This window comes from Bacillus sp. 37MA (genome assembly GCF_000372765.1).
Taxonomy (GTDB): Bacteria; Bacillota; Bacilli; order Bacillales; family Domibacillaceae; genus Domibacillus; species Domibacillus aminovorans.
In genome coordinates this window covers 3360840-3373533 of the sequence record NZ_KB889752.1, presented here as the reverse complement: position 1 = coordinate 3373533, position 12694 = coordinate 3360840, and the positions used below count along the sequence as shown (strand labels likewise).

Annotated in this window: 13 protein-coding genes and 1 pseudogene; 3 read left to right on the top strand and 11 right to left on the bottom strand. The window is 40.1% G+C overall.

Annotated features, from left to right (window positions below):
• Positions 1 to 81: 81 nt before the first annotated feature.
• From A3M5_RS0118570 to A3M5_RS25570, 5 genes are all read right to left on the bottom strand, one after another.
• Positions 82 to 648, bottom strand: coding sequence for a TetR/AcrR family transcriptional regulator (locus tag A3M5_RS0118570; RefSeq protein WP_018395279.1), 567 nt, complete (start codon positions 646 to 648; stop codon positions 82 to 84).
• Between the two features lie 10 nt (positions 649 to 658).
• Positions 659 to 1366 carry an MBL fold metallo-hydrolase gene (locus tag A3M5_RS0118565; protein ID WP_018395278.1) on the bottom strand — a complete coding sequence of 236 codons (708 nt, stop codon included), beginning with the start codon at positions 1364 to 1366 and terminating at the stop codon, positions 659 to 661.
• Positions 1367 to 1489: 123 nt separating this feature from the next.
• Positions 1490 to 2881 (bottom strand): N-acetylmuramoyl-L-alanine amidase, encoded by a 1392-nt coding sequence (locus A3M5_RS0118560; protein WP_034299581.1) that lies wholly within the window; start codon positions 2879 to 2881, stop codon positions 1490 to 1492.
• Positions 2882 to 3007: 126 nt separating this feature from the next.
• Positions 3008 to 3919: a catalase family peroxidase gene (locus A3M5_RS0118555; protein WP_018395276.1), complete on the bottom strand. Its 912-nt coding sequence runs from the start codon at positions 3917 to 3919 to the stop codon at positions 3008 to 3010.
• Positions 3920 to 4046: 127 nt separating this feature from the next.
• The gene (locus A3M5_RS25570; protein ID WP_018395275.1) at positions 4047 to 4211 is read right to left on the bottom strand and encodes a hypothetical protein; all 165 of its coding nucleotides are present in this window, start codon (positions 4209 to 4211) and stop codon (positions 4047 to 4049) included.
• Positions 4212 to 4375: 164 nt separating this feature from the next.
• Here A3M5_RS25570 and corA point away from each other — a divergent pair, with 164 nt between their 5' ends.
• From corA to A3M5_RS0118535, 3 genes are all read left to right on the top strand, one after another.
• Positions 4376 to 5320, top strand: a complete 945-nt coding sequence (gene corA, locus A3M5_RS0118545) for a magnesium/cobalt transporter CorA (protein ID WP_018395274.1) — start codon at positions 4376 to 4378, stop codon at positions 5318 to 5320.
• 105 nt (positions 5321 to 5425) lie between these two features.
• Positions 5426 to 5881: a hypothetical protein gene (locus tag A3M5_RS0118540; protein ID WP_018395273.1), complete on the top strand. Its 456-nt coding sequence runs from the start codon at positions 5426 to 5428 to the stop codon at positions 5879 to 5881.
• A 108-nt stretch (positions 5882 to 5989) separates the two neighbouring features.
• Complete coding sequence (locus A3M5_RS0118535; RefSeq protein WP_018395272.1) at positions 5990 to 6733, top strand: YqjF family protein; 744 nt, start codon at positions 5990 to 5992, stop codon at positions 6731 to 6733.
• A 10-nt stretch (positions 6734 to 6743) separates the two neighbouring features.
• Here A3M5_RS0118535 and A3M5_RS0118530 read toward each other — a convergent pair whose 3' ends face one another.
• From A3M5_RS0118530 to A3M5_RS0118505, 6 genes and pseudogenes are all read right to left on the bottom strand, one after another.
• The gene (locus A3M5_RS0118530; RefSeq protein ID WP_018395271.1) at positions 6744 to 7715 is read right to left on the bottom strand and encodes a Gfo/Idh/MocA family protein; all 972 of its coding nucleotides are present in this window, start codon (positions 7713 to 7715) and stop codon (positions 6744 to 6746) included.
• Between the two features lie 90 nt (positions 7716 to 7805).
• Positions 7806 to 9152: a VWA domain-containing protein gene (locus A3M5_RS0118525; protein WP_018395270.1), complete on the bottom strand. Its 1347-nt coding sequence runs from the start codon at positions 9150 to 9152 to the stop codon at positions 7806 to 7808.
• Positions 9153 to 9341: 189 nt separating this feature from the next.
• A complete protein-coding gene (locus A3M5_RS0118520) occupies positions 9342 to 10016 on the bottom strand; it encodes a YwrJ family protein (RefSeq protein WP_018395269.1) in 675 nt (224 codons plus the stop codon).
• 73 nt (positions 10017 to 10089) lie between these two features.
• Complete coding sequence (locus tag A3M5_RS0118515) at positions 10090 to 11442, bottom strand: DUF2642 domain-containing protein (RefSeq protein WP_018395268.1); 1353 nt, start codon at positions 11440 to 11442, stop codon at positions 10090 to 10092.
• A gap of 138 nt (positions 11443 to 11580) precedes the next feature.
• Complete coding sequence (locus A3M5_RS0118510; RefSeq protein ID WP_018395267.1) at positions 11581 to 12078, bottom strand: hypothetical protein; 498 nt, start codon at positions 12076 to 12078, stop codon at positions 11581 to 11583.
• 279 nt (positions 12079 to 12357) lie between these two features.
• Positions 12358 to 12588 (bottom strand): annotated as a pseudogene (locus A3M5_RS0118505) (ABC transporter permease); the annotation flags it as partial.
• Positions 12589 to 12694 lie beyond the last annotated feature (106 nt).

The following is a 12694-nucleotide window of genomic DNA, read 5'->3' as shown; positions in this document are numbered from 1 at the left end:
TACAAAGTACCACTTTTAATTTTCTCATCCTTTATTATATTCGACTATTTGTTTTAATAAGTCGAACATAAATTTTGTAAATTATTTTTTGATTGGAAGTCCTTTCAAAAACGTTTTAATCATCATGTGAAAACTTTCATCAAGATTGAGCGGCAGACCGAATCCTCCTGTCTGCTCAATGGACGTGAAACCGTGAAGCATGCTGCGCAATCCTCGTACCATATGGAGAATTGTTTCTTCATCCAGTTTATATACAGCCATCACTTGAACAACAATCTGCACGACTTTTTCCTGCGCTTCTCTTAAATCAGGTGCATAAAGGTCTGGTGCGCGAAACGTCGCTTCATACAAACCCGGGTGCTGACGTGCAAAGTAAACATACGCCAGGCTGAGCGCATACACCGCTTCATCGCCCGAGAGTCCGACGGCGGCTCCAATCATTTGTTCATATAATTTTCCACAGCCAAATACAGCCAGCCTCTGTTTCAACTCTGATAGACCGCCTATATGGTTATATAAAGAGGGGGGGCGAATTGATAATGCTCCGGCCAATTTTCCAATTGATAAGTCTTCATAACCATCCCGATCAATTATTTCAACTGCTTTTTGCAAAACGGTATCTACATCTATGCCTGCTCTTGGTGCCATTCCAATGTCCTCATTTCATCTTTTTTTCTGCATCCATTATTGCCCGTTCTATTGCTTTCATAGGCTGCTCCAGCATCTTTCCATGACCAACTGCTAGAATGGAAGGCCGCAATGAATGTAAATTCTTTGCGCTGTCAATCGCGGTTTGCTTATCCCATGTCGCAAGTGCTGGGAATGGGAAGAACGGTTTTACTGTACCGCTCACCGCCATGCCGCCTCTCGTCTGAAAAGCATCGCCAGCAATTAAACTGCGGTTCCGCCTGTCGATAAACGACATCGAACCTGGCGTATGTCCCGGAGAATAAATCGCTTCAAGTGATCCTATCCGGTCTCCTTCTTTCAACAGAATATCCGGCCGTGTCTTCATTTTTTTCGGCACGCCGCCCTTCACCGGCTTCTGTGCTTCTTCCAGATCTATCGATACGTCACCACCAAGCAGCCGTGCATCCCGCTCAGATATATAAACGGGCACATCCGGTAAAAATCCTTTTAACACGTCAACTGCTCCAATATGATCTTCATGCGCATGTGTCAATACGATATGTTTGATCGGCTTTTCAAGTTTTTTCACCATTTTCATAATGCCTTTCGCGCTGTAGGGTAGCGCTGCATCGACAAGTGTCAGCGATGTTTCTTCTTCAACAATATAACAGTTAACTGGAAAAAAACGCGGCATGAATGACAGCTGATAGAACGATCCGATTTTCGTAAGACGCATATTTCTTCCCCTTTCCTTCAATTAACTAATTTAATTATTATAATAACTAATAATATTAGTTATTATAATAAAAAACAACCTCCATTGACTATAAAATCATTGGAGGATCGTCTTATGTATGATTTACTCGGCTACTTTATAAAGTGAGTCTACGTTATAGCCTTTCACTTTATAGTAGTCGAGAATACCGTAGTAAATCGCGTTTGACATGATCTTCATCGAATAATCCGACTTCATTTTGGCTGCATCTCCTGCATTGGAAATGAATCCAAGCTCCGCTAGTGCTGCTGGCATATTGTTTTCACGAAGCACAGAGAAGTCGCCTGGTTTTACTCCACGATCATTTAAATCCCATGCGGCCAACATACGTGCCTGAATTTTCGCTGCGAGCAATTTGCTGTCTGCCACATGCGGATTTCCTGCTGCATAATAATACGTTTCCGTCCCGCTTGCACTGGCTGATGCAGAATTCACATGGATGCTGACGAAAATATTACCGCCATTGTTTTTGGCAAAAGTAGACCGGTCTTTCAATGGAATAAACGTATCAGTAGATCGAGTCATTTTCACATTAAATGGCGTTTGTTTCAATAAGTTATTCACTTGAAGTCCCGTTTTCAGCACCACATCTTTTTCTTTCAGTCCATTTCCAACCGCTCCTGAATCCGTGCCGCCATGACCCGGATCGAGAATAATCGTTTGACTTGAAAGCTGTGCATCACTGCCTTCTGTCACGGGAGGTGTCGTGACATCTGTTCCTGTACTGCTCAAATAAGAGGAGCTGATAAAACCAACAGTATTCCCTATCTTCACATAGGTCCATCCACCAACGGAATGAGCGCTGGCTACTTCTGTATTCGCAGCAATTTTCCCTAATGAGGCAAACGAAGTAGAAGGTCCTGAACGAACGTTTAAATTCCCTGTCGTTGACCAACGTTTGCTTGTAAAGTCACCGAATGATTTCAATCGAAATTCGGGATTAATGGCCCGTGCCAAAAAGACAGCAAAATCTGCCCGGGTAATCGTTTGATTCGAACCAAACGTTCCATCTGAAAGACCGCTTGCGATGCCTAAATCCATCAATGCTTTTTCAGCATTTGATGAATAACCAAATGCCTTTGCTAGCATGATCGCCATTTCACCGCGTGTTACAGCTTTATACGGAAGAAATTTCTTGCCATCATAGCCCGACATAATTCCCTTTTCTACAACTGTTTGTACATAACCCGACGCAAAGCTGCCGGAGCCCAAATCCGTAAAGTCTGTTGGCCGCTGTGTTCCGTCCAGCTGAAGTGTACGCCCGATGAAAACAGCCGCTTCTGAACGAGTAATTGTTTTATTCGGCGTGAATGTTGTCGTCGATGTCCCACTCACAATTTTGCCTTCTACCAAGTAATTAACTTCCTTCAATGCCCGAGAAGGAACATCGATAAAACCAGCAGCTTGAACAGGTTTTATTCCAAAAAGAGTAACAATCATAAGAAATGACAGAGCAACAACCAAAAACCTTTTCACCTTTTTGCCTCCATTCACTAAATATTCCTCTTAATCTACTATTTAGTATATATGAACTTGCAAAAAGTGTTTATCATTTTTTAAAATATTTTGACATATCAGGAAAATAATAAGGCTTACTTCGCCTCACTTCCCTTTTGAACGTCTGTCAAATGAAACCGAGTACACTTCACGTCGGAAATGCAGAACAGGGTCGTCCGTGCACGCAATCCCATTCGTCATAACGGTCGGATCAAATACGACATCATCTGCCTGATGTTCCAGTTTGTTCGTGATCGATAAATGTCCAAGCGTGATTTTTTTCCGTTCATCCGGCCACATAACCGTTGAATCATTAACGGAATCTCCTTTTTCACCTAGCCAGATGTTTAAACGAAAGCCAATTGGCCCTGTTGCCATCCTGTTTTCTAGCTCTTCATCTAAGTAATCAACCGGATGCATAACCGCTTCTTTTTTCGTCTTGATATTTACATTGTCGTCTGGTTCCCATTCATATTTAATGCCCTGCTGCTCCCCTTTTTCATTTATGAAATAAAACGCATGAATCGGAAAATAGCGGCTCGTTGAATAACTAATAAACGGCCGCAGTTTTTTCATAATGTGAAAAGCCGCTCTGCTTTCGGGATAGTTGATTAACATTTTTACGATATCACGAAGGCTCGATTTATCTCCAAGCGTGCGAAGCATCTCAACGAATACTTCCGGTGTTTTCGTAATAAAAACGGGCACCGTCGCACTAACAAGATTTGTCACGTTTCCATCTGGCAGCTGAAATTGAACAGACATTCCTTTTACTGGCGAAAGGATATCCACCATGTTCGGATTCGGTGAGCTATCAGAAAAACGAACGAGCGCCTTCACTTCTTTCTTTTGCAAATGAGCAGCTGTCGTGTACGGTGTCGCATTTCCATTCGGTGTAAAGATAGCTTGACAATACACACCTTTTGCATGCGCCCGCCGATACCCTGGAAACGTTCCTGCCATATTTTCAATTGAATCAACAGCCTGTTTCGCTAACTCAGGTTTATTTAATTTCATCTTTCTGCCTCCATTTTTATTAATTACTTACCACTTTTTAAAAATAAAAAGCCTTCATAGATCCAGTTATGATCCATGATGGCTCCTTTCATTCAAACATCTTCCGTGAAAAAACTAAACCATCCTATTATCCAAGTGCCCGTGCAAAGCCCATGGCCTGTTCCAGCGATGTGACGCAGCCTTTCAGCTGGTCAAATGAAACGATGATATTGTTAAACGAACTACTGCTGAGATCGAGCCCTTTCATGGATGTATCGGCGAAATTTGCCTGATTCATCTCACCACCGCTCAAATTCGATTTCTTCCAGCATTAGTATATTTGGCTTCTGGATTGCTACTTTTTTCTTCACGGCCATTTCCTCACCTCTTTCCGGAAATATTACCGGTTTTCAGTGCCGTTTACCATTCATATTGTTTATAATGATAAAGGCTCGATACAATGAAAAAGGTGATTACATGATAAGAACGGCTGCAATGACGATCGATCAGACGATTTTGCGCGATGTGCCGCTTGAGGAACTGCGCGGAGAACATATTCAATGGTACTGGGTGGATTTAAATGTACCGACAGACGAAGAAACAAACATATTAAACGACTTTTTTGCTTTTCACCCGCTGGCGATTGAAGACTGTCTTCATTTTATTCAGCGGCCGAAGCTTGATTATTACGACGACTATGATTTTATGATCATTCAATCCGTCAATCAAAAAACACTGTCGCCGGAGGAGCTCGATATATTCTGGTGCGAGAATTTTATCGTGACATTTCACCGAAAACCGTCCGTTGAAGTTGATACCATTTGGGAACGGCTGCTTGAGCCGAAAAAAATAAAACATCCCGTTAATATTTTGTATCATCTCGTCGACAAAGTCGTCGATCATTTTTTCCCGAGTGTGTATCAAATCGAAGACAGCCTTATTCAATTAGAAGCGGAAGACGCAGACAATTACAAAACGAATGATTTATTTGACATTCGAAAAGAATTATTAAAGCTGCGCCGCATTATTTTTCCAATGCGCGAACTTTTGTATCGTGTGCTGAATTCAGACCGCGTACAAATATCCAAGAAAAACAAAGTATATTTTAAAGATATTTACGATCATTTGATTATGTTGACGGAGATTGTCGAATCGAACCGAGAGCTGACAAAAGATATGCGCGATAGTTATTTATCTGTCAATTCGAACCGGATGAACAACATTATGATGACGCTCACTGTCATTACGACGATTTTCATGCCGCTCACCTTTATCGCCGGCATATACGGGATGAATTTCACCCATATGCCTGAATTAACATGGCATTATGGCTACTTTATGGCGCTCGGTTTGATGGGCGGCATCGCGCTTTCGATGTTTGCGTTTTTCTGGCGAAAAGGGTGGTTCAAACAGGATGATTAAGTGCTGACGGCGGTTGGTCATTAATCTTTCATCGATTTGAAATGCACCGTTTATAATTGCGTTTTTTGTTCATACTGTTGATAAACGGTATTAAAGGAGAACGCTATGAAGAAATTCTATTCTGTTTCAGCTTCATTTGCTCTAATGGTTTTGATTGCCGCCGGCTGCGGTACAGATGAAAGTGAGCAGCCTGTCAGAGATAATCAAACAGATACTATTGAAGAACATGCCCGAACTATGCCGGAAAAACTAGACAACGTTGTTGGGACTTTAAAAGAACTGAAAGCGAGTATAGAGGATCCTGATAACGTGAGGGAAATTCAACAAGCCGGAACAGTCTTGGAAGAACATTGGGATCTTGTTGAAAAAGAAATAGAAGAGCAATATCCGGACGATTATGAAAATATTGAGGAAAGCCTGTACCCACTTATCGCCGAAGCGAAAAAAGATGAACCTGATGTAGAAAAAATGAAGACATTAATTGATGAAACAAACGGAAAAATAACAGAGTTTCTGGAAAAGGCTGAAAAGCCGAAAAGATCGCCGCAAAAATCATATTGATACGATTTAATTGCATCGAGTAATAAACAGACTAAATTCATTAAATGAGTTTAGTCTGTTTTATTATTTCCTAGTAAATAACAAAATTACTTGAAAGGACTGTACAATTTGTATAAAGAATTTATGGAAGTGGAACAGCGCCCGTACCCATTACCTTCTTCACCATGGATTATGAAACAAACATGGACCAATATGCTGTTTGCCCACTGGTCAGTTTCTGCTGATCTTTTAAGAGCGCATATACCTGCGCAGCTTCAGATAGACATATGTGATGGTTCGGCATGGGTTAGTCTCATCCCCTTTCAAACCCATCATACAAGACTGCACGGCATGCCGAAGTTTCCGTTTTATCATTCTTATCTGGAATTAAATGTCCGTACATACGTCACTTATGAAGGGATTCCCGGAATTTATTTTTTTAGTCTGGATGCCAATAAGTGGCCGATTGTCACCGGCGCAAAAATAGGAGCTGCTCTTCCCTATAAACATGCCCGCATGAAGATGACGATAAAAGATCCGGTTGTGCACTACACAAGCCAGCGGAAGCACCCAGGCAGCCCAGATGAACTCTTTCAGGCAAGTTACCAACAATCATCGAGCATTTATGTACCAGACAAGGAAAGCCTTGAATACTGGCTTCTTGAACGTTATTGTTTTTGGACTTTAAAAGGAAATTCTCTTTATCGTGGCGATATCCACCATGACCGCTGGAGAATTACAAAAGCACAGGCTGACCTTTATCACAATACGATGGCTTCGTTCTTACCGCGGCATTCCTTTCAAAACGAACCTCTTCTACACTTTTCAAGTAATAAAAATGTGTTTACCTGGCCTTTGCAAAAGGTTCGATAAACACATTTTTTTATTTTTCTACATCAAAAACGATACCGGTCTGTCTGCGTGCTTCTTCCATAATTTGAATCACAATTTCACTTACGTTACGGAAATACTGATATTTTTCTTGATCGTTTGATTCAATGATCTCGGCTATCACTTTTGCTTCATAGATCATGTCGTTCTCTTCTTCTGTTACAGCAAGCTGTTCTTTTTCACCTGTTCGGCGGTTTTTGAACTCGATACTTGTAATCGGTGCGATGTGATCAATGACGATCGTGCCCTCTTCTCCGCCAATTTCACCAGGCAAATGCGAATCTGTAATTTTCGAATACATCGCTGTGCACGTATGATCACCATAATCGAGAACGACTGATCCGCTTCCGTCTACACCCGTTGGCAGCATCATCACGTGACAAGAGATATTTTTAGGTTTTCCGAACAATGATACAGCAAAACTAATCGGATAAACACCTAGGTCTACGAGTGCACCACCAGAAAATGCCGGTGAAAAAACATTCGGCTCTTCGCCTGCGAGCACGTTATCATAGCGGGATGAATACTTTATAAACTGGAAGAACGAATGGCGCACAGCCCCTACTTTTTCAATCGCTTCTTTCAACCGATCGTGGTTCGGTGTGTATAGATTACGGAATGCTTCAAACAAAAAGACACCGTTTTCATCAGCCACTTTAAATGCTTCTTCCAGCTCTTTTGTCGTCGAAAACATCGGTTTTTCACAAATAATATGCTTCTTATTTTTCATTAACAAAAGGGCTTGCTCAAAATGAAGAGAATTCGGTGACGCAATGTACACAACGTCAATCTCTTTATCAGCCGCTAACTCGTTCAAGTCCGTAAACACGCGCGGCGCTCCAAGTTTGTCTGCTTTTTCTGCAGAGCGGGAATACGCACCGGCAAACGTCAATTTTCCACTTTCCCTTACTGCATCCACAAATTGTTCTGTAATCCAACCTGTTCCAATTGTTGCTACATTCATGTTATATCCCTTCTTTCCTATCTTCTTTCATTAATCTACCATGTTTTGTTGATTGATTAAAGGTTTTCCATTTGAATATGTACATACATTTTATTGGTTGCCTTGCAGCAATCCTTTTGAACGTGCTTCCTTTACCCAAGCCGGATATTCTTGCATCAGTAAATTGTACAATTCATCATCCGGTATGGAGGATGGGTCTTCGATGCTGAAGAAATCGGCATTATCGATGAAGCGGTCGCTCATGTCATCTAATGCTTCTAGAAAACGAAAATCAGATGTGAAAAGGGAGTTGAACATCCCCTTTTTCCTCTTCAAAGAATTATTTGATTTGCCTATAGCCATGAATTGCCAAAACAGTGGTTCATAAGAAGCGCTTTGCAGCATACTTTTCGTTAATGATTCATCCATTGTTGCACCGTCTGTCACAAACATAATATAAGTGGGCATATCTTTAAAGATCATTGTTTTGCGTTTTTCTGAAGAACCGAGGTAATGCTCCCGCACGATTTTCATGACTTTTCCGTAATAAGTACCGCCTTCAAGCGGATAAGATCGAAGCATTTGATTAACGTAGCCGGAAAAGTTATCAATGGACAACTCACCGGCACTATATGCATTTCTACCGAAAAGGAAAATATCGATGGCGCCGTCATCATCGAACCGTGTACCAAGCGCTAAGATTTTTTCAGCAAAGTCTTGAATCTTTCCGTATTGGTACAAGCTGTTCATGGAGCCTGAAATGTCCAGACATAGGGCAACTTTCGCCTTGTGAGATTGCAGTCCAACTTTTTCAAGTGATATCGTTGCTTTTTTAGCCAAATTCAGCAGCTGAGGTGCTTTTTCAGCCATCTTTTTTTCAAGGTTAATTTTCTTTTCATTTATTAGATTAGGCTGAGCTGCTGGCGGCGTAGTCGGTTCTTCTTCGGCTACTTCTCCACCAAAATGAGTGAGCAACGCTGCTAATCCGCCATCAAATCCTTGTCCCACAGCAGCGATGCGCCAAATATCTTTTTGATATAATTCACCGATGATGACCGCTTTTTCATTTTGAAAGTCAGTACTTGTGAATAAATAACGGAGAACTTCTTGTCCACCCGCTTTCACAGTTAGAATGCCGGATTCTATGTCAGACATCGTTCCGCCGCCGTCTATTGTCGCTGTAAAAACGAACTGCTGAATGTCCGTTGGCAATTGACCTAGATGAATGGAAAATTCAGCTTGTCCATTGCTATGTGACAGCAAGCTTATTTCATTTTTTGAGGAAGAAGGTTGATTATAAAAAATCATAAATTCTTCATTGGAGAGTTTTTTTGAAGAGTTCAGCCCGAAACAAGTAATATCGATAGTCATTTGTGATTGTACATCCACCTGTACGTGCAAATCGGTTTCTTGAAATACGTCTGACAGTTTTATTTTTTGTCCCCTCACCATCTTCATCCTATTTTTCTCTCCCCTTATTTTAATACTTTTCCTTCGTTAAAATATTCGACAGGAAATGTCAATACTCCTATACTTTCTAGAGAATCCATTTAAAAAGGTCCCTTTACAATAAAAAAGACTGCTCCCTCTATCTCTCGGAAACAGTTTTGTTCACTTTCATTATTTCATTTGTTAATACATTAATCGCTACCTGTACGCGATTGCTTTTATATGATGTACATTTACATGAACATCTTTTTCTTTTACAGTCATCAAATCGAGAAAATTCGCTTCTTTATGGATAAGTTTTCCACTTACACTTTCTTTATCCCCGATATTGCAAGTAATAAATGCGCCTTGCATACTTTCGATTTGTTTATCAAACGTTCGGGCGAATAGCTTAACTGGAGCATTCGGTTCTTGACGGATCGATTGACTAAATCCATAAGGATGTGAGGAAGCAGGGTAAGGAATAAGCCATTTTATATGTTGCATTGGAATAATCATTGTTTGATAAACAGGAGAGAAAAGGACAATATAATCATTCATCACATGTGTGATATGTCCGTGGACCGGCTGGTGGGCTGTAACATTTAATTCAACAAAGATCCCTTTCTCAGCTGCACGCAATATTTCTATTAAAGATAACTTATCAGCAAGTGGCGGCGCTGTGATAGCATCAAATTGTGTGAACGAATCGGCTTCTTCCTTTGATAACAGCCTTATCTCTCGAATATGAAATAATGGAATATAATAAAATTCATCTTGTTTACGCAAAACAAGAACATCGCTGCCAAAATCAACTAGTACACCCGACACTTCCTTCTTTCCTAAAAATTCCAGATGAATGAACTCTCCTACATACGTTTTGAGTAACTTCATCAACTACTCACCTCCTTATCCCCTTCATAAAACCACGTAATCCAAAAATAAGGAAAGAGAAAAACATAGCCTTCTAATACTTTATTCGTTCCCGATGCATCCGTTTTTCTTTTAACTTCATGTAATCCTTTTGCGCCTGTTTCATCAGTGAGAAATTTTGAGATTTTTCCGCCTGCTTCATCAGTGAATAATATTGTGTTTCGAGCATTTTTTCTTTTTCCTCCTGTGTCCAAACAGGCTGTATGAAATCTTGTTTTTCTTCTGCCACCTGTACAGTTGTTTGTATCACGCTTTGTTTTTCTTCTGCTTGCAGTCTTCGGTCTTTTTTGCTGTATTTTAATTTTTTGTTCTTTCGATATGTTTGAGATTGAAGATCTTTTAAACGAGAAAAAGTCCCTGAATCATAACGGATGTTTTTCTTACTTTTAGTTGTTTGTATAACGCTTTGTTTTTCTTCTGCTTGCAGTCTTCCGTCTTTTTTGCTGTATTTTAATTTTTTGTTCTTTCGGTATGTTTGAGATTGGAGATCTTTTAAACGAGAAAAAGTCCCTGAATCATAACGGATGTTTTTCTTACTTTTAGCAGAAGGATTACTCTCTTCTTCATCTCGAGGCATTTGCATCCTTTTCTTACGGGTAACTAGGTTTGATCGAAGTTTTCGATCGTACAGGGTGTAGTCAATCTCCTCGATTTCCTTTTCTTTAAATGAAGATTTATCTACACGATTTTTTCGCAAAGAAGAATCAGCAGTAAATGAATTCATTTCACTTGCTTTTCCCTCGCTTGTTTCGAAAGATGAATTCACCAGCTCTACTTGATCATCATCTAACTCCTCTTTTTGTTCGACTTCATCGTCATGCTGAAGTGCGTCTAAGCGATCTGTTGCTTCTGTCTCGTTGGCAGCAGATGCTTCATTTTCATTTGAATAATCTGTCGCTTCTGTTTCGCTATTTGTAGACGTCCCATTTTCAATTGAATTGTTCGTTGCGTTGGAATCACCTTCTTCATAAAATCCCGAAAAAATAGTGGATATATATGAATTTTGCATAATAACCTTTTCTTCACCACTAATTAAAATAAGATGGTCCTCAAAGACCTTGCTAAGAAAACCGGTCAGCACTTGATCATTGTAGCAGTTAATTGTGACCCATCTTTGTTTGCATTGTTCTAAAATTTCCTGTAACTTCTCGGCCTGTAAATAATCATGATTTATTTTGTTTGTTTGAATATCTTTTGTGTTTTTTGAAACGGATTTAATTTGGTTAAGATGATGATAAAAGTGCTCTTCTTTCTCGTTCTGCAAAATAATATAATCCTCTTTAACGTCAACCAAACTTCCTTTAATTAAGATTCCATCGTTTGAAAAAATACCGATTGAATACCCGATAAGCGCTCTAAGTGTCTCTGAAAAATAAGGGCTTGACATGACTAACCCCCTCACAGGTTTTATCCCTTTTTTTTAAAATTGAGAAAAGCCACTTTAAATGAATTTGAAACAATTCCTTGTCTCTCACCCTAATTCAAAAGTGGCGATGCTGGTCACACTGTCTGTCTCTGACGATAATTACTCGCTTTTATTTTTCTTTTTACTCTCTTTTTTTTCTTCGTGTTCTTTTTTATCTTCTTCTTCACAATCTTCAACTTTCAGATCATAACTAATATTGCGAATATGGAACATGGCGATGCGAATGACTTCTTCGTTCGCAACCACTGTAATATACTCATCTTGCACATCATCCAGCACGCCTTCATATTTCTCGTGACCGCCACGATTAACTGTAACCCAGTGATATTTTAAATCGCACAGTACATCTTTAAAACAATTGCTCCGGATATACTCGAAATCTTCAGGTGCATAGAGGTTGAAATTGAGACCCTTTTTCAAGTTATTCGTTAAACTTTTGACGTGGTGGCCTTTATAATAAAGAACACCGTCTTCTTTAGTGAGTAGCACAAAGTAATCTTCCTCTACTGCCAGCAATTGTCCAACTCTGGAATCATGACCGCCACGGTTTACCTTTACAGCTTTGCCAACTAAAGAACATAGTATTTCTTTATCCATTCATCCTTCTCCTCCTGTTTAGAAAGTCTATGTAATTATATGCGGGAAGCAAGATGTTGTACTGCTTCATTCGCCCAGTTGGAGATATTGTCCAAATAAAAAACCTAGGAACCCGTAAAACAAGTTCCTGATTGAACGTCAATTATAGAGCTAGTAATACCTTGCTGAAGTCAAATAACGACTGGCTTTCTAGTGGTTACTTCCTCAAATGATTTAATTCATTTATACTTATCGTATATCCATCGTCACATTTGAAGACTCTGTCGTTTTATCCGCTTCTTAACTCCACACCCATTTCCATATTTCTTTCGGTGTGGCGTTTTTCCCGTACATGAGAATGCCGATTTTGAATACTTTTCCGGCGAGTTTCATGAACAGCCAAATGCTGATGACAAGAATGGCGAGTGGAATGATAATCTCCGTCCACGGCCATTCCTTAACTAGCGAGAAGCGGATCAACAGTACACCCGGCGATGTAAATGGAATGTATGAACCAATTTGCGCGATGACCAGTGGATATGGTTACTTGTTCTCTTAATAAATGCTCGATTTCTGCCACAAATATCCCTTTTCCTTGCGACGTGCGGCTAAACCTAGCGTGTTCAAGACCTGATAT

Bases quoted from the DNA above. Each gene is read 5' to 3' on its own strand.
- A3M5_RS0118570 (WP_018395279.1), bottom strand. From the start codon at position 648: ATGGCACCAAGAGCAGGCATAGATGTAGATACCGTTTTGCAAAAAGCA.
- A3M5_RS0118565 (WP_018395278.1), bottom strand. From the start codon at position 1,366: ATGCGTCTTACGAAAATCGGATCGTTCTATCAGCTGTCATTCATGCCG.
- A3M5_RS0118555 (WP_018395276.1), bottom strand. From the start codon at position 3,919: ATGAAATTAAATAAACCTGAGTTAGCGAAACAGGCTGTTGATTCAATT.
- corA (WP_018395274.1), top strand. From the start codon at position 4,376: ATGATAAGAACGGCTGCAATGACGATCGATCAGACGATTTTGCGCGAT.
- A3M5_RS0118540 (WP_018395273.1), top strand. From the start codon at position 5,426: ATGAAGAAATTCTATTCTGTTTCAGCTTCATTTGCTCTAATGGTTTTG.
- A3M5_RS0118530 (WP_018395271.1), bottom strand. From the start codon at position 7,715: ATGAATGTAGCAACAATTGGAACAGGTTGGATTACAGAACAATTTGTG.
- A3M5_RS0118525 (WP_018395270.1), bottom strand. From the start codon at position 9,152: ATGAAGATGGTGAGGGGACAAAAAATAAAACTGTCAGACGTATTTCAA.
- A3M5_RS0118520 (WP_018395269.1), bottom strand. From the start codon at position 10,016: ATGAAGTTACTCAAAACGTATGTAGGAGAGTTCATTCATCTGGAATTT.
- A3M5_RS0118515 (WP_018395268.1), bottom strand. From the start codon at position 11,442: ATGTCAAGCCCTTATTTTTCAGAGACACTTAGAGCGCTTATCGGGTAT.
- A3M5_RS0118510 (WP_018395267.1), bottom strand. From the start codon at position 12,078: ATGGATAAAGAAATACTATGTTCTTTAGTTGGCAAAGCTGTAAAGGTA.